The organism is Nesterenkonia sp. K-15-9-6, from assembly GCF_052656005.1.
On sequence record NZ_JBQYEY010000002.1, the window covers coordinates 69,148 to 85,304 of the forward strand.

Sequence of the window (16,157 nt, forward strand, 5' to 3'; positions counted from 1 at the left end):
ACTGGGGCGCGGCCCCGCGTTCACGTCCGTCGGTGAGCCTGGAGCGTCGGGATGCTCCGGGACGACCCGGCGCGCCCACGGCAGGCCGCGGCCCCCTCACGACGAAAGGACCGTCACCCGTGCGCAAGCTCTTTCAGGAAGACCTCCAGAACCTCGGCGAGCAGCTGATCGACATCGCCACCCTGGTCTCCCAGGCGATGCAGAAGGCCTACCGATCCTTCGAGACGGCCGACGTGCAGCTGGCGGAGGAGGTCATCGCCGCGGATCAGCGGATCGACGCGCTGCAGAACGACCTGGACGAGCGTGCCATCGACCTGCTGGCGCTGCAGGGGCCCGTGGCCTCCGATCTGCGCACCATCGTCGGCGCCCTGCGGATGAGCACCTCGCTGGAACGCATGGGGGATCTGGCGCGCCACATCGGGCAGCTGGTCCGCCTGCGCTACCCGGACCACGTCTCTCCGGAGCACCTGAAGCCGGTGTACGCGCGGATGGCCCAGCACGCGCAGGACCTCGCTGAGAAGGTCGTGAGGCTCCTGCAGACCCGGGACCTCGCCCTCGTGGACGAGATCACCGCGGAGAACGAGGCCATCAATGCGCTCCACGCCTCCGTGTTCCGCCTGATCGCCGAGGACGAATGGGATGCTAGCCCGGCCACCACGGCGGACTGCACGCTGGCCAGCCGATACTTCGAGCGCTTCGGGGACCACGGCGTCTCCGTGGCCAAGAAGGTCGCCTACCTGGTCACCGGAGAGTGGGACGTGAAGGCCCACGCCGAATGAGCTGAGTCGGCTCTCCGGCCCGGATGTGACCGCCCGAGCAGGTGAGGAAGACGGCCCCGACGTCATCGAGCGGGAGACCCGTGGTCGGGTCTCCCGCTCGATGATGTCGCTGGGACGGTGCTCGCGCGTCGCGCGGCCGTCCCGCTCAGCAGGGCGGCCCGGACAGCCTCACTTCTTGCCCTGGTTGGCCACCGCCTCGATGGCCTCCTTCGCGGCCTCAGGGTCCAGGTAGGTGCCCCCGGGCTTCACAGGCCGGAAGTCCTCGTCCAGCTGGTAGTGCAGCGGGATGCCGGTGGGGATGTTCAGCCCGGCGATGTCCTCGTCGCTGATGCCGTCCAGGTACTTCACCAGGGCGCGCAGCGAGTTGCCGTGCGCGGCGAGCAGCACCGTCCTGCCGGCCTTCAGGTCCGGGATCACCGCGGACTCCCAGTACGGCAGCATGCGCTCGACGACGTCCTTGAGGCATTCGGTGCGCGGGGCGGCGTCACCGAGGTCCGCATAGCGGGGGTCGCCGATCTGCGAGTACTCGTCGTCGGCGTCGAGCTCCGGCGGCGGAGTGTCGTAGGAGCGGCGCCAGGTCATGAACTGGTCGTCGCCGTACTGCTCACGCACCTGGGTCTTGTCCTTGCCCTGCAGCGCGCCGTAGTGGCGCTCGTTGAGCCGCCAGTCCCGCTTGACCGGGATCCAGAGCCGGTCCGCCGCCTCCAGGGACAGGTGCGCGGTGGTGATGGCCCGCTGCAGCAGCGAGGTGTGGACGACGTCGGGCAGCAGGTCGTTCTCGGCCAGCAGCTCGCCGCCGCGGGCGGCCTCGGCCCTGCCCTGGTCGGTCAGCGGCACGTCGACCCAGCCGGTGAACAGGTTCTTCTGGTTCCAGTCGCTCTGTCCGTGACGGAGCAGAATGAGGTCATAGCTCATCTGGCGGTGATCCCTTCCGATGCGTGATGTGGGTGGAACGTCGGTGGTCAGGGCGCACGTCGGCGGGCGCGGAGTGGAACGGCGATCGCGTCAGCTCATCCGGCTCACTCGGAGACGGCGGGCTCGACGTCGGCCAGGTAGACGGCGGCCATGGTCGCGCCGATGACCGGGAACAGGAAGCCGAAGGGGCCTCCGAACAGCTGGGAGTAGACGCCGAACAGGCACAGCAGCGCCGCGCCGCCGGTCATGCCGAGCCAGAACCCCTTGGTGCGCTTGAATGCGATGTCGAAGCGCTGCGCGTTCTTCGGCAGGCATTTCAGCAGCGCCACGCCCGCCACGATCAGGCAGACGACGGCGAAGGCGAGGAAGAGGTAGATCTCAGAGACGAGGACGGCGTACCAGATTCCGGACATGTGTCGATGCTATCGCTTCTCGTCGCGGTTTTCCGAGGCGACCAGCCGCAGCGCCTGCAGCAGGTCGGCATACAGGTCGTCCACGTGCTCGATGCCCACCGAGAGCCGGATCAGCCCGTCCGGCACCGTCTCCGGTTCGGTGGAATGCCGACGGCGGCGCTCCGCCAGGGACTCCACTCCTCCGAGGCTCGTGGCCGGGGTCCACAGGGTCAGGTGCTGGAGGACGGCGTCGGCGGTGGCGGCGTCGGGCAGCTCGATGGTGAGGATCGCTCCGAAGCCGCCCAGCTGGGCCGCGGCCCGCGCATGCTGCGGGTGGCTCTCCAGCCCCGGGTACCGGACGCCGCGCAGGGGCGTCTCCCCGGTGGGGAGCAGCGCGGCGAACCGCCGGGCGAGCTCGGCGGCGTTGGACTCCGCGGCGTCGAGGCGCACCGCCAACGTCCGCACCCCGCGCAGGGCCAGGAAGACCTCCATGGGCCCGGGTACCGCGCCATGGAGGGTGCGGTGCTGGTGCAGCCTCTGATGCAGCTGCTCATCGGCCGTGATCGCCGCCCCCATGATCAGGTCCGAGTGTCCGGCCAGGAACTTGGTCACGGAGTGGACCACGACGTCGGCTCCGTGCTTCAGCGGCTGCTGCCGCAGCGGGGTGGCGAAGGTGTTGTCCACCACGGTGAGGATGCCGCGCCGCTTCGCCTCGGCGAGCAGCGCCGGCAGGTCGGCGACCTCGAGCATCGGGTTGGTGGGGGACTCGATCCAGAGCATCACCGGCGCGTCCTGCGCCTGGGCGAGGGTGGCGACGTCGGCGATGGTGGTCCTCACCGCCTCGGTCTCGGCGATGTCCACCCGGTGCAGGGTCAGCAGGCCCCGGTCCGCCATCTCCTGGGCCAACGTGGAGAAGCCCATATAGCTGTGCCGGGGCAGGATCAGGTGGCCGCCCGGGGGCAGCAGATGCACCACCGCGGAGATCGCGGCCATCCCGGAGGAGAACAGCAGACCCGGCAGCACCGGCACCGGGTGTTCCTCGGCGGTGGTGACGAAGCCCTGACCGCTGTGGCCCCGGCGCGTGCCGGCCTCCAGGTGGGCCAGCAGCTCCTCGAGCGGCTGCCAGGAGGGCACGCCTTCTCGGGCGTACTCCCAGCGGTTGTCGCCGCCGGGCCGATAGCTGTAGGTGGAGGTGAAGTCCACCGGGGGATTCACCGGGGAGCCGGCCTCATGGATGCCGCGGCCTCCGGACACGAGGTAGGTGCGTTCGTCAGTCACATCAGCCACGGTAGTCGACTCCCCCGTCACGAGGGCCGCCCGCCGGGCCGCGTCCAGGCTCTGAGACGCCGGCAGGGCTCGCGGGGCGCCGGCGGAGGTGCTCACACAGGCCTCCGGTGACGTTCGATGATCGCGTCACCGGAAGCGTCACCGGAAGCGTCACCGGAAGCCGATAGGCTGTCCGCGTGACACAGACGAAGCCAGCGAGCACGCGCGGAGCCTTCATCGTCGTCGAAGGCGGCGACGGGGCCGGGAAGACCACGCAGCTGGACCTGTTGGAATCCTGGCTGAGCGCCCACGACGTCGCCTGTGAGCGGACCCGGGAGCCCGGAGGCACCCCCATCGGCGAGCGGATCCGGGCGCTGGTCCTGGAGCACGGCCACGGTGAGGTGGACCCCCGCACCGAAGCGCTGCTCTTCGCGGCCTCACGCGCGGCCCACGTGGTGCAGCGGATCCTTCCGGCTCTGGAGTCCGGGGCCACGGTGCTCTGCGACCGGTACATCGACTCCTCGGTGGCCTACCAGGGCGTGGGACGCGGCCTGGGCCCGGAGAAGGTGGCGGAGATCAACGGCTGGGCCACCTCCGGACTGCAGGCGGACCTGACGATCCTGCTGGATGTGGACCCGACGATCTCCCAGCGGCGGCGGGCCGGACGCGACGGCGGCCCCGGGGACCGTATGGAGTCCGCCGACGACGCTTTCCGAGCCCGCATCCGAGAGGCCTTCCGCAGCCGGGCCGAGGCCGAGCCGGACCGCTATCTCGTCATCGACGCCGACGACGACGTCGATGCCGTGCAACGGCAGATCCGGCGCCGAGTCGCCGCGCTGATCGGCGAGCCTCTGCGCGCCGCCCGGCCCGCCGGGTCCGAGGCCGCAGATCCCGAGCTGAACGAACCCGAGCTGAGCGAGAGCTCCGGGGAGGCCGGTCTTGGCTGAGCCCGCCGTCTTCGCCGAACTGCCAGCGGTCTTCGCCGAACTGGTGGGCCAGGAGCCCGTGGTGGACCAGCTGCGCCGGGCCGTGGCCGCGAGCGCTCCGGCCCATGCCTGGCTGGTCACGGGGCCGCCCGGATCGGGTCGGTCCAACGCCGCCCGGGCCTTCGCCGCCGCACTGAACTGTGAGGTGGCAGAGCCGACGGAGCGCGGCTGCGGGACCTGTCGCTCCTGCCGACTGGTCGCCTCCGGCGCCCACCCCTCGGTGAAGCTGGTCTCCACCGAGAACGTCACCTACCGGATCGATGACGTCCGCGAGCTCGTCACCACCGCCCAGGACAGCCCGCAGGGGGCACGCTGGCGAGTCATCGTCGTCGAGGACGCAGACCGGATGACCGAGCGCGCCACCAACGTGCTCCTCAAGGCCATCGAGGAACCGCCGCCGCACACGCTCTGGGTGCTGTGCGCCCCGAGCCCCGCCGACGTCCTGGTCACCATCCGCTCACGCTGTCGACTGGTGAGCCTGCGGATCCCCCCGGCCGACGCCGTCGCCCGGCTGCTGGTGGAGCGGGACGGACTCAACGCCCAGCAGGCGCACTTCGCTGCCCGGGTGTCGCAGAACCACGTGGGGGTGGCCCGGCGCCTGGCCCGCGACCCCGAGGCGCGCCAGCGGCGGGAAGATGTGGTGACGCTGCCGCTGCGGGTGCGCAGCTCCACCGACGCCGTCCGGGCCGCCGGCACACTGGTGGCGATGACCCAGGCCGACGCCGAGGCGACGGCCGACGCCCGCCTCGCCGAGGAGCAGGCCGCGCTGCGGCGCTCGTTGGGGCTGGAGCCGGAGGAGAAGATCCCGCCCAAGCTGCGCAGCCAGTTCAAGAGGCTCGAAGAGGAGAACACCCGGCGCGCCAAACGCGCCGTGGCCGACTCGCTCGACCGGGCTCTGATCGACCTGACCGCGGTGTACCGGGACGTGCTGAGCCTGAAGCTCGACGCCGACGTCGAGCTCATCAACGACCACCTGCGCGATCAACTGGCCGACTACGCCGAGAGCCTCAGCCCGGAGCATGCCCTGGGCTGCCTGGATGCGATCGGCGCCGCACGCACCAGGATCGGTCAGAACGTCCCGCCGCTGTTGGCCATGGAAGCTCTCATGATGTCCTTCCTGCCCGTGGAGGCCCACCGACGCTGAAGGGAGCCCTTCCCATGGAGACCACCGCAGGCCCTGTGCTCCGCCATGCGGCGACCCTCGGCGTCGCCGCGATGCTGCTCAGCGGCTGCGTGCCGCTGGGCGAACCGCCCGAGACGCAGCAGCCCTCCCCCGGCGACACCGCCGAGGACGTGGGGCGCGGGAACGCCACAGACCCCGCCTACGCCAGGTTCTACGATCAGGAGCTGGACTGGGAGGACTGCGAGCGCGGGGCGCGATGCGCCGATGTGGAGGTCCCCCTGGACCACGCCGAGCCCGACGGCGAGACTCTCCAGATCCGCATCATCAGCTCCGGCACCGGCGGGCCCGACGCCCCGCATCTGCTCATCAACCCTGGCGGCCCCGGGTCCTCCGGATATGACTCGGTGGCCGAAGACCTGCAGTACTTCTTCACCCCAGCCCTGTTGGACGACTATGACATCGTCGGCTTCGACCCGCGAGGAGTCCACCGGTCGGCGCCCGTGGAGTGCCTCACGGACGAGCAGATGGACGAGAACCGGGAGCAGGTCGCTGAAGGGGACGAGGAGCTCGACGACGAGGCCGCCGTCGAACAGGCCCGCGAGGACGCCCGCTGGCTGGGTGAACAGTGCCTCGAGCAGACCGGCGAGGTGCTCGGACACGTGGACACCGCCTCCGCCGCCCGAGACATGGACATCATCCGTGCCGCCCTGGGCGAGGAGCGACTCAACTACCTCGGCTTCTCCTACGGGACCCACCTGGGGGTGACCTACGCGGAACAGCATCCGGCTTCGGTGGGACGGTTCGTGCTCGACGGGATGATGAACACCGCTCTGAGCGACCACGAGCTCTCCCTGGACCAGGCGGTCGGGTTCGAGGAGGCGCTGCAGGGCTACGCAGCATGGTGCGTCGAGCAGTCCGACTGTCCGGTGGACGGTGAGGCTGAGGACGTCGTCGACGCCGTGGCGGGCCTGTTCGAGGATGTCGCCGAGGAGCCCTCAGAAGGCCCCGACGGGCGGACCATCTCCGTGAGCGTGCTGGTGAGCGGGTTCATCCAGCCCATGTACTTCTCCGGGGGCTGGCCGATGCTGAACCAGGCGCTGGGCGCCGCCCTCGACGAGGAGGACTTCTCCTCCTTCCAGCAGTGGGCTGACCTGGCCGCAGGCCGCGAGCCCGACGGCAGCTACGGGTGGAAGAGTCAGCTCGCCTTCCGCGCGATCATGTGCCTGGACCACCCGGTCTCGGAAGACTCCGAGACCATCGAGGCGGAGTATGAGGAGACCGTGGAGGCCGCCCCCACGTTCGGCCCGTACCTGGGGCACGCCGGCATCGCGTGCTCCGAGTGGCCCTTCGAGCCGGTGGGCGAGCCGCGGGAGCCGCAGCTGGACGAGGTGGAGGAGATCCTCTTCATCGGCACCACCGGGGATCCGGCCACCCCGGTGTCCTGGGCCGAAGACATGCACGCCATGGCGCCCACCTCCTCCCTGTTGGTCTACGACGGCGAGGGCCACCTGGCCTACCGGCCCGGCAACACCTGCGTGACCGAGATCGTCGACTCCTACCTCCTCGACGGGGCGCTCTTCGAGGGCCGCCAGGACTGCTGACCCCGGCCAGCATCCCTCCTGGTGAGCGGCATGCCGCCGCTAGAATGGCGGCAGCTGGGTGACGGTGACGTCGCCTCGGTGGCCGCACCGTCGTCGACAGCTCTGACCGTCGTCGTGTCCAGGAGGTCGCCATGAACGAGGATTCCCGGCATCGAAAAGCTGTCCCCTACACCCCCGCATCCCGGGCACTGGGCGTGATCGTCGGATTCGACGGCTCGGACCAGGGGTCCCGTGCGCTGCACTACGCCGCCGTCGAGGCTCATCGGCGCGATCTCCAGCTGACAGTCATCAGCGCCTTCACGGTGCCGCGCGCCGTCGCCGGCTATGTGGACTCCGCCGCGGAGATCACCGGAGACTCTCTGGCCCGGCGGGGCGCCGAGGAGGTCCTCGACGAGGCACGCGACCAGCTCCACGGCTATCCCGGCCACGTCGAATACCGGGTGGAGCACGGGGATGCCGCCGGAGTGATGATCGCGAGGTCCGAGAACGCCACCCACGCCGTCGTCGGCGGCCGCGGACGCGGTGGTTTCGTCGGACGCCTGCTGGGTTCGGTGTCCTCGGCGCTGCCCGCCCACGCCCACTGCCCCACCACCGTGGTCAACCGCCGCTACGATCCCGACCTGGTGGGCGGCGACACCCGATTCACCGCGCGTCGGGACGCACGACCGGTGATCGTAGGCGTCGACGGCTCCGCCCACGGACGAGTGGCCGCACTGCACGCCGCCGAGGCCGCCGGGCTGCGAGGCACCTCCCTGCAGCTGCTGCTCGCGCTGCCGACGATCGACTCCTCCCTGCTCTGGTACGCGGGCCGCACCGCGAAGGAGTCCGGCATCACCGAACTGGAGATGCAGGGCCTGCAGGAACGGCTGGACGGGGACGTCCGCTGGCTCACCGGACATTTCCCGGACCTGAGCATCGAGGGAATCATCGAACAGGGCTCGCCGACCCAGGTGATGGCCCACGCCACCGAACGCGCCCAGCTCACGGTGCTCGGGACCCGCGGCCGGGGAAGCATCACCAGCGCACTGCTGGGCTCGGTGTCCCGCAGCGTGCTGATGGAGGCCCACGGGCCCGTGGAGATCGTCCCGATGCTGACCGATCGCCGTCTCAACGACCACGGAGAGCACGAACCCGTGCTCTGAGACACGGGAAGATGTCGCGACCTGAGCCGGCGCGTCCGAGCTGAAAGGCCTGGACAGCAGAGATCGCGCAGCCGTTTTGACCAGTCCGCCCTAAGCCGAGTAATGTTGTGCATCGCGCGCGAGGGCACGCGGCCCACGCGAGCAGGCCACCTTAGCTCAGTCGGTAGAGCGATTCACTCGTAATGAATAGGTCGCCGGTTCGATTCCGGCAGGTGGCTCCGTGGATGCAGCAGAACCCCCGGTCAGGCACGCTGGCCGGGGGTTCTGTCATCTGTCGGGCGTGCTCAGAGGCCCAGCAGCTCCCGGGCCTTCGCGTACTTCGCGGCCAGACGGTCACGGGTCTCCGGGTCCAGCTGAGAGGTCCGTGCAGGATCGGTGTTGTCCGCGAGGTCCGCCGCCTTGACCTGCAGCGCCAGTTCATCAGACCGCACACGGCGGTAGTAGTCCTCGGACGACTCTCCCTCGCCTCGGGAGACCGCCTCCACCGCGGCGACGACCTCCTCGGGCATCCGACTGGCCAGCAGATCGACGGCCGTGACCGACGTGTCCTCGATGACGTCGTGCAGCCAGGCCGCCGCCACCACCTCCGGCGCCGCACCGGCCACCTCGGCATGCCCGGCCACCCGCTCCGGATGCCCGATGTAGTCCACCCCCAGCTTGTCCACCTGCCCGCGGTGCGCCTCGGCGGCGATCTGCGCTGCCGCACGCACCAGGGCCGGCCCGCGCAGGGGCTCCCGTCCCAGCTCCGTGGTCATCCTCAGTCCTCCCACTCCGAGCAGTGCAACGTGCCCTCCACCTCGGCATCGCCCACTGCCGCGGTGGCGAACTCCACCTGCGCCTCCCCCAGCTCGATGCCGTCGGGAGACGTCGTCTCCTGCGGACGCTCGGCGCCCTCCAGGCGCACCTGGGCGAAATCCTCGCCCGCGACCTCGACACGCGAGGAGTCGTCACCGGTGGTCGCGATCAGGTGATGGACCTCCCCCGGGGGTCCTGAGCACAGGACCTCCGACGGGGCGACCCGATGAGTCTCCCCACCCAGGGTCACCTCCAGCTCCCCGAGGTCCCCGCCGGGGTCCGCGCCATGCCGGGCATCCGTCACCTCCAGCTCGCTGGGGTCGAGGTCCTTCGAACATCCGACCGCCACGAGCGCCGCAGCGACCCACGCCACCGTGACCCACGTCGTCCTCATGCCACGGAGGCTACCACCGCGCACCGACAGGACGCCCGAGACGAGCCTCCGGTCCACCGGCTCACACAGGTCAACTCCGCGCCTTCGCACAGCTCAACTGCGCACCTTCGCACAGCTCAACTGCGCACCTTCGCACGACGCCGCGGTGCCGGGGCGATGAGCCGGTCCACACTGAAGCGGCCGGCCCCTGTGGCGACCAGGATGACCAGACCGGCGAAGATCGCCAGGACCAGCTCGTAGCCGCCCTCAGAGACGAACAGGCCCGCCGGCGCATGGACCAGGAACAGGGCCACCACCATGGAGACCGCGTTGACCGCCGCGGCGATCGGGGTGAACAGCCCCACGATCAGCAGCACGCCGCCGATCAGTTCCGCACCCGTGACCACCGCAGCACTCACCGATGCGGCCGGCACACCCATCCCCTCGAAGGAGGCGGCCGTGCCGGCCACGGTCCACTCGTCGAACTTCTGCCAGCCATGGGCCACCAGGATCACCCCCAGCGCCACTCGCGCGACCAGCAGGGCCAGATCCGTCAGCGCCGGGACACCGGCCGACGGGTTGAGCAGCGTCTTCATCTCAGAACGTCCCTTCGTCAGCACCTGCCGCAGCAGACACAGAATCGTCCGCGGGCCCCGGAACACACCGGGCCGACCCGCGACTCGCAGGTTGTTGCGACAACCAATGTAGGGTACAACAGTTGTCCCATCAACCCCGGTGCGCAAGAATCGACCTGTGGACGCGCAATGGTTGGACTCCCGACAGCTGGCCGCCTGGGTGCGGCTGACCGCCGTGCTCGAACTGCTCCCCGGCGTGCTGGACTCCCAGCTCCGCCACGACGCCGGCCTGACCCACTTCGAGTACTACGTGCTCGCGGTGCTCTCCGAGACCGAAGGCCAGTCCCTGCAGATGAGCACGCTCGCCGTGCGCACCAACGCCACACTTCCCCGCCTGTCCCATGTCATCCGACGCATGGAGGACCGCGGCCTCGTCCGGCGCCGCCGTCGTCCGGACGACGCGCGCGCCACCCATGTGGAACTCACCGAGATCGGCTGGGAGAAGGTGAAGGCGTCCGCCCCGGGCCACGTGGCCACGGTGCGTCACCACGTCATCGATGCACTCACCGCCGAGCAGGTCGACCAGCTGCGGGAGATCGCCGAAGCCATGCTGGACCGTCTCGACCCCGAGGGGCGCCTGATCCCCGTCTACCGCCGCCACGACACGGTCGCCGATGCGGACGCGGGGAAGGACACCGACGCCGACACGGACGCCGACCCCGACGCCGGCGGCGGCTCCGCCGGCGCGTGACCAGCTCACCACTCGCCGACTCATGCCGCTCCCCGACGAACCGCATCTACGATGGGCGCATGACCGACAGTCCCAGCCCCCTGCGCCGAGATCCTCTCCCCCTGCGGGGTCGACGGATGCTGGTCACCGGCGTGAGTCGCCGGGACGGCATCGGTCATGCCGTCGCCTGCCGGCTCGCCGCCTACGGCGCCGACGTCTTCTGCCACCATCACAGCCCCCACGACGCCGACCAGCCCTACGGCGCCGACGATCTCGAGGCGGTGCTGGCCAGCGTGGCCTCCCATGCGATCCCGGGAGCGCGGATCGAGGAGCTCGGAGCCGACCTCACGGAGACCGGCGCCCCAGACCGCGTGGTCGACGCCGCCGTCGAGACCTTCGGCGGCCTGGACGGGTTGGTGTGCAACCAGGCGCTCAACGGCTCGGACGGCGGCCTCGGTGAGCTGACCGAGCAGCTGCTGGACCGCCACTGGGCCGTGGACGCTCGCGCCTCGATCCTGCTGGCCCAGCGATTCCTGCACCACCACCGGGACGGCAGGGACGCCTCGATCGTCTTCATGACCTCGGGGCAGGGCCAGGGCCCGCTGACCGGAGAGATCGCCTACGGCGCGGCCAAAGCCGCACTGGCCGGCATCACCACCACGATCGCCGCACAGGTCGCCCCCACAGGAATCCGCGTGAACACCGTCAACCCCGGGCCGGTGGACACCGGCTACATGACACCCCAGCTCTGGAGCCAGGTGGCTTCGATGTTCCCCCGCGGCCGGTTCGGAGAGCCCGACGATCCGGCCCGCCTCATCGCGTGGCTGATGACCCCAGAGGCCGAATGGATCACCGGGCAGGTGCTGCACACCGAGGGCGGTTTCGCCCGGTGGCGCACCGCGGAGGACTGACCGGCCCCGAATCCGGGACGCGCGACGACGCCCGTCAGACCCGCACATCCAGCCCCAGATGCTCGGCAAGCGCAGGGGCCAGCTCCACGAGCTGCTCCGGACTGATGGTCGCCCCACGCAGTCCGGTGAGCCCGATGATGCGCTCCAGCCGAGCGCCCCGGAGGTCCACATGATCCAGAGACGCTCCGCTGAGGTCCAGGGTGCCTATGCCGGTGTCCGTCACGCGCAGCCGACGCACGCTGGCCCCACCCAGGTCCAGCTCGGTCAGCGTGCACCCGCTGAGCTCGACGTCTGTCAGGGACGCGCCGCGCAGGTTCACCAGATCCATCTTGGACTCGGCCACCCGGACCTCTGACAGGCCGGACTCATAGAGCTCCGCCACTCCCACCCGGGAGCCGAGGACCTCCACCGCGCGCCAGGTGGAGCGAGGCGCAGCCAGATGAGGACTCGCCAGCCGCTGCAGACGGGTCTCCGCCACCGTCGCCCCCGTCAGCGTCACCTCCTGCAGCACGATGTCGATGAGCTCGCTGTCGACGATCCGGGCCCCAGTGAGGTCCTCCCCGTGGAGCGTCTCACCGATGAGGCGCAGGCCTTCGGCATGCTGGCTGAACAGCAGCTCGGAGGCGTCACCGTCGACCAGGCCCGTCGGCGCCGCGAGGTCCAGTCGCGGTGGGTGCGGTTTCGGGATCTCGCCGGAGGAGGTGCGACGGGAGCTGGAGCGGGCCGCTGGGCGGCTGGCGGGGCGGCCGGTGTGTCGGCGGGAGGACGTCATCGGCCGAGACTATCGCCACCCACTGACGACCATGGAGCGTGGACGCTCCCGAGCGACCGGTCGTGAGGCTCCGACCTGGACCGGCTCCGCGCGGTCCACGATGCTAGAGTGCGGGATCGTGGACCTGAGAGTGGGCGCGTACGCCGTGATCATGGACGACGAGGGCCGCATGCTGCTGCCCCACTGGCGCGACGAGACCCTGGGCTCGGGCTGGACCCTGCCCGGAGGAGGCATGGACCCCGGGGAGCACCCGCACGACACCGTGGTGCGGGAGGTCATGGAGGAGACGGGCTACGAGATCGAGCCCGGCGAGCTCCTCGACGTCGGCAGCCTCATCATCCCCGGCGACCGGCGTCGGGCCGAGCACGGCGGCACCCCGCTGCAGGCGCTGCGGATCATCTACCGCGCCCGCATCACCGGCGGCTCCCTGCGCGTGGAGCAGGACGGCACCACCGACGACGTCGCATGGTTCGCTCCCGAGGAGATCGACATGCTGGACCGAGTGGACCTGGTGGACCTGGCCCGTCGCCGGGCCGGCCTGCTCACCTCCGCCTGAGTCCGCGGCCGAGGCCGCTGCTAGGCTCACGCACGTGCGCACCTCATACTTCTACGAGCCCTCCGCCGGGCACGGGCTGCCCCACGACCCGTTCAACGCCATCGTCGCCCCGCGCCCGATCGGCTGGGTGTCCACCAGCTCGGGGCAGGGAGGGCTGAACCTGGCACCCTACAGCTTCTTCAACGCGGTCAACTACACGCCGCCGCTCATCGCGTTCTCCAGCATCGGGCACAAGGACACCGTCGCCAACATCGAAGCCACCGGCGAGTTCTGCTGGAACCTGGTGACCACGGAGCTGGGCGAGCAGATGAACGCCACCTCGGCGGCCGTCGACACCGAGATCGACGAGTTCGAGCTGGCCGGGCTCACCGCCGCGCCCTCCCGGGTGGTGAGCGTGCCGCATGTGGGCCAGGCCCGCGTGGTCTTCGAGTGCCGCCGCACCCAGATCCTGCGCCTGACGGACGCCTCCGGTGAGGACACCCCGGCGAGGATGGTCTTCGGGGAGGTCGTCGGCGTCCACCTCGACGAGTCGCTGCTCGACGACGGGGTCTACCAGACGGCGGCCGCGGACCCGCTGCTGCGCGGCGGCGGGCCGGCCGACTACTTCAGGATCCGTGGCGAGGACCGGCTGAGGATGCACCGGCCTCAGCCCTGAGCGCCGGCGTCGCGCTCCTCGTCGGCCTGGTCCGCGGGCTGCTCCTTCTCCCCGGTGATCACGGTCATCACCAGGTCACCGGGCTCGACCTCGTCGACAGCGACGGGCGTCACCGAGGCGAAGTCCTGCGCGTTGGTCACCACCACTGCGGTGATCGCGTCGAAGCCGACCCCGTGCACGAGCTCCAGATCCACATCCACCAACGGCTGGCTGACCTCCACCCGGTCCCCGGGACGCACCGCCGGGGTGAAGCCCTCACCCTTCAACGTCGGGGTGCGGCTTCCGCAGTGGACCAGGATGTCGACGCCGTCGTCCGTCCGGATCCCGTAGGCGTACCCGCCGGACGGTGCGGCGATCACCACTCCTGCCACCGGAGCCACCAGGTGGCCACTGACCGGGCGGATCGCCACGCCGGGGCCCATGGTGCCGTCTGCGAAGAGCTCATCGTCCATCGCGTCCAGTGGGAGCAGCCGCCCGGGCAACGGGGCCATGACCTCCACCATCGACGGCGTGTCGGCCCGCCCTCCCCGCTGCTCCGCCGCGGCGGGCGTCGGCGTCACCACCGGCGACATCGAGGTGGTGGTCGGCGGTTCGGGGTCGGGTTCGGCGTCGGGGTCCTCGTCGGGTCCCTCCCGGTCCACCAGCAGCAGGGTGGGCACGAATCCGACCGCCAGAGCCAGCGCCAGCCCGCCCAGCAGCAGCGCTGCTGACCCGTGGGCCGTCATTGCGGGCACACCGGCCAGCGCGGGCGGGACTGCGCTCACGGCGGCCGCCCCGGAGGCCGCCGTGAGCGCACCGCCGACCGCTCCGCCGAGCATGCCGAACAGGAACGGCTTCTTCAGCGGAAGGGTGACCCCGTAGATCATCGGCTCGGAGACCCCGCCCACCAGGCCCGCCACCGAGGAGGCCCCGGCGATCTTCCGACGCGCGGCAGAACGGGTGCGCAGCAGCACCGCACCGGCGGCCCCGGCCTGGGCCACCACCGCGGCGGCGATGACCGCGGGCAGCGTCGCCGCCGTCGGGACTCCCGCGATGCCGGTGCCCACGGACTCGGCGATGGTCCCGAGCATGCCCCACTGCAGCCCCAGGATGGTCAGCACGTGCCACAGGCCGCCGAGCACTGCTCCGGCCAGCCACGGGGTGGACTCCAGCACGCCCACCACGAGCGCCACCAAGGCCTCCCCAGTGATCACCACCATGGGGCCCAGCAGCACCAGCGCCCCGGTGACCACCAGCAGCAGGGTCACCAGCGGGGTGCCCACGCTGCGCACGGCGGCCGGCAGCATGCGGTCCAGCGTGCGCTCCACCCAGGCCTGGACGAACACCACCAGCAGGATCGGGATCACCGAGGCGGCGAAGACCATGATCGGGAACGGCACCCCCAGCAACGATCCCGTGGGGGCGGCGGTATGTGACTGGGCCTCCCCCAGGTCCAGGATCGAGGGGTACACCAAGGCGGCGGCCACCGCCATGGCCGTGAACGGCTGGGCACCGAACCGTCGTGCCGCGGTCACCGCCAAGAAGAGAGGAAGGAACAGGAAGATGCCCTCCGAGACGGCGCTGAGCACGGTGAACGTCCCGGCCTCAGGGTTCAGCCATCCGAGCTCGCCGAGCACCACGACGACGGTCTTGAGCAGCCCTGCGGCGGCCAACGGCCAGATCACCGGGGTGAACACCGCGGCGAGCATGGTGACGATGCGGCTGCCCAGCCCGCGGACCGACAGCACCGCGGTGGAGAGCTCCAGCTCCGGCATGGGTCCGGCGGGACGGCGGGTCAGCAGCTCCAGCTCCTGGTGGACGAGCTCAGCGCCTTCCCCGGTGACCACGTGAAGCTCCCCGTGGGCTCGGATCACGGTGATGACACCGGGCAGCGCCCTCAGCGTCTCAGCACGGACGGCGGATTCGTCGCGCAGCACCACCCTGACCCGGGTGGCGCAGTGCGCGGAGGAGGTGACGTTCGCGGCGCCGCCCACGCCGTCGAGGATGTCCTCGGCAAGAGCACGGGGATCCTGGGTGCTCATGCGGTCTCATGCTCCTTGGGTCCTGATGTGGGGGCGGGCCGGTGCCCGTGGGCTCCAGCCCGGCCACTATAGGCCAGCGCCGGGGATATCACCAGAAGACCCCGCAGTCGCGGGCGCCGCTCAGTGCGCCCGCTCCAGAGCGGACTCCGCGTCCTGGAGGCTGGCCAGCACCCGGTCCGCGCGGCGGCGCACGGAGAGCACCTCCGCACTGCCCACGCGCACCATCGCGGCGGCCTCGGCCGTGGTGGCTACGTGGTTGGCGGCCTTGGACAGGCATGAGTGCAGCTCCGAGGCCCGGCCCGGGATGTTCATCCCCTCAGCGGGGAAGAGCCGGTGGGCGTGGCGGCAGAGGTCTCGCACCGCGGGGAGCTGGTCGGCCAGCTCGTCCCCGATGGCGACCAGGTGATTGTGCACGACGTCGTCGTCCACACCCTCGACCACCTGGTGATAGCGATCCAGGCCCCGGACGAACCGGTCGTGGGCCTGCCGCCAGAGTCCGTCGCCCAGCTCCTTCTCCAGTCGGCGGGCACGACGGCGGCCTGCGAAGAGCTTCATGCTTCCCTCC

General features: G+C 70.8%; 18 protein-coding genes and 1 tRNA gene. 10 read left to right on the forward strand and 9 right to left on the reverse strand.

Annotated features, from left to right (window positions below; genetic code table 11):
• The first annotated feature begins 119 nt into the window (after positions 1-119).
• A complete protein-coding gene (phoU, locus tag SD455_RS01550) occupies positions 120-779 on the forward strand; it encodes a phosphate signaling complex protein PhoU (RefSeq protein ID WP_070159669.1) in 660 nt (219 codons plus the stop codon).
• 168 nt (positions 780-947) lie between these two features.
• Here phoU and SD455_RS01555 read toward each other — a convergent pair whose 3' ends face one another.
• The 3 genes from SD455_RS01555 to SD455_RS01565 all read right to left on the reverse strand — a co-directional run bounded on the left by SD455_RS01555 (position 948) and on the right by SD455_RS01565 (position 3,373).
• The gene (locus SD455_RS01555; protein WP_070159671.1) at positions 948-1,694 is read right to left on the reverse strand and encodes a phosphoglyceromutase; all 747 of its coding nucleotides are present in this window, start codon (positions 1,692-1,694) and stop codon (positions 948-950) included.
• Between the two features lie 104 nt (positions 1,695-1,798).
• Positions 1,799-2,107 (reverse strand): DUF2516 family protein, encoded by a 309-nt coding sequence (locus tag SD455_RS01560; protein ID WP_070159673.1) that lies wholly within the window; start codon positions 2,105-2,107, stop codon positions 1,799-1,801.
• 9 nt (positions 2,108-2,116) lie between these two features.
• Positions 2,117-3,373 carry a trans-sulfuration enzyme family protein gene (locus SD455_RS01565; RefSeq protein ID WP_070159692.1) on the reverse strand — a complete coding sequence of 419 codons (1,257 nt, stop codon included), beginning with the start codon at positions 3,371-3,373 and terminating at the stop codon, positions 2,117-2,119.
• Positions 3,374-3,549: 176 nt separating this feature from the next.
• Between SD455_RS01565 and tmk the strand changes: the two genes are divergently transcribed.
• The 5 genes from tmk (at position 3,550) to SD455_RS01590 (ending at position 8,422) form a co-directional block, all read left to right on the forward strand.
• Entirely contained in the window at positions 3,550-4,299 is a 750-nt protein-coding gene (gene tmk, locus SD455_RS01570; RefSeq protein ID WP_070159675.1) for a dTMP kinase, read from the forward strand.
• Positions 4,292-5,482 carry a DNA polymerase III subunit delta' gene (locus SD455_RS01575; RefSeq protein WP_445507043.1) on the forward strand — a complete coding sequence of 397 codons (1,191 nt, stop codon included), beginning with the start codon at positions 4,292-4,294 and terminating at the stop codon, positions 5,480-5,482. Before tmk ends, SD455_RS01575 begins: the two co-directional genes overlap by 8 nt.
• 14 nt (positions 5,483-5,496) lie before the next feature.
• On the forward strand, positions 5,497-7,062 hold the full coding sequence (locus SD455_RS01580) for an alpha/beta hydrolase (RefSeq protein WP_070159677.1): 1,566 nt from the start codon (positions 5,497-5,499) through the stop codon (positions 7,060-7,062).
• A 131-nt stretch (positions 7,063-7,193) separates the two neighbouring features.
• Positions 7,194-8,204 (forward strand): universal stress protein, encoded by a 1,011-nt coding sequence (locus SD455_RS01585; RefSeq protein WP_445507044.1) that lies wholly within the window; start codon positions 7,194-7,196, stop codon positions 8,202-8,204.
• 145 nt (positions 8,205-8,349) lie between these two features.
• Positions 8,350-8,422 (forward strand) — tRNA-Thr (locus SD455_RS01590).
• Between the two features lie 66 nt (positions 8,423-8,488).
• Here SD455_RS01590 and SD455_RS01595 read toward each other — a convergent pair.
• From SD455_RS01595 to SD455_RS01605, 3 genes are all read right to left on the reverse strand, one after another.
• Positions 8,489-8,959, reverse strand: a complete 471-nt coding sequence (locus SD455_RS01595) for an HD domain-containing protein (protein ID WP_445507045.1) — start codon at positions 8,957-8,959, stop codon at positions 8,489-8,491.
• A 2-nt stretch (positions 8,960-8,961) separates the two neighbouring features.
• Entirely contained in the window at positions 8,962-9,393 is a 432-nt protein-coding gene (locus SD455_RS01600; protein WP_139827586.1) for a hypothetical protein, read from the reverse strand.
• A 116-nt stretch (positions 9,394-9,509) separates the two neighbouring features.
• Positions 9,510-9,968 carry a DoxX family protein gene (locus SD455_RS01605; RefSeq protein ID WP_070159681.1) on the reverse strand — a complete coding sequence of 153 codons (459 nt, stop codon included), beginning with the start codon at positions 9,966-9,968 and terminating at the stop codon, positions 9,510-9,512.
• Between the two features lie 157 nt (positions 9,969-10,125).
• Here SD455_RS01605 and SD455_RS01610 point away from each other — a divergent pair, with 157 nt between their 5' ends.
• Entirely contained in the window at positions 10,126-10,698 is a 573-nt protein-coding gene (locus SD455_RS01610; protein ID WP_445507046.1) for a MarR family winged helix-turn-helix transcriptional regulator, read from the forward strand.
• A gap of 59 nt (positions 10,699-10,757) precedes the next feature.
• Positions 10,758-11,588: an SDR family oxidoreductase gene (locus SD455_RS01615; protein WP_070159683.1), complete on the forward strand. Its 831-nt coding sequence runs from the start codon at positions 10,758-10,760 to the stop codon at positions 11,586-11,588.
• A 34-nt stretch (positions 11,589-11,622) separates the two neighbouring features.
• Here SD455_RS01615 and SD455_RS01620 read toward each other — a convergent pair whose 3' ends face one another.
• Positions 11,623-12,360: a pentapeptide repeat-containing protein gene (locus tag SD455_RS01620; RefSeq protein ID WP_445507047.1), complete on the reverse strand. Its 738-nt coding sequence runs from the start codon at positions 12,358-12,360 to the stop codon at positions 11,623-11,625.
• A 118-nt stretch (positions 12,361-12,478) separates the two neighbouring features.
• Between SD455_RS01620 and SD455_RS01625 the strand changes: the two genes are divergently transcribed.
• Together SD455_RS01625 and SD455_RS01630 are read left to right on the forward strand one after the other, a co-directional pair.
• Positions 12,479-12,916 (forward strand): NUDIX hydrolase, encoded by a 438-nt coding sequence (locus SD455_RS01625; RefSeq protein ID WP_445507048.1) that lies wholly within the window; start codon positions 12,479-12,481, stop codon positions 12,914-12,916.
• Between the two features lie 34 nt (positions 12,917-12,950).
• Positions 12,951-13,571: a flavin reductase family protein gene (locus SD455_RS01630; RefSeq protein WP_445507049.1), complete on the forward strand. Its 621-nt coding sequence runs from the start codon at positions 12,951-12,953 to the stop codon at positions 13,569-13,571.
• On the opposite strand, the gene SD455_RS01635 is transcribed toward SD455_RS01630, so the two are convergent.
• On the reverse strand, positions 13,562-15,592 hold the full coding sequence (locus SD455_RS01635) for a glucose PTS transporter subunit IIA (protein ID WP_445507050.1): 2,031 nt from the start codon (positions 15,590-15,592) through the stop codon (positions 13,562-13,564). The two genes, SD455_RS01630 and SD455_RS01635, sit on opposite strands and share 10 nt — an antisense overlap.
• Before the next feature lie 120 nt (positions 15,593-15,712).
• Positions 15,713-16,147, reverse strand: a complete 435-nt coding sequence (locus SD455_RS01640; RefSeq protein WP_311025849.1) for a hypothetical protein — start codon at positions 16,145-16,147, stop codon at positions 15,713-15,715.
• Positions 16,148-16,157 lie beyond the last annotated feature (10 nt).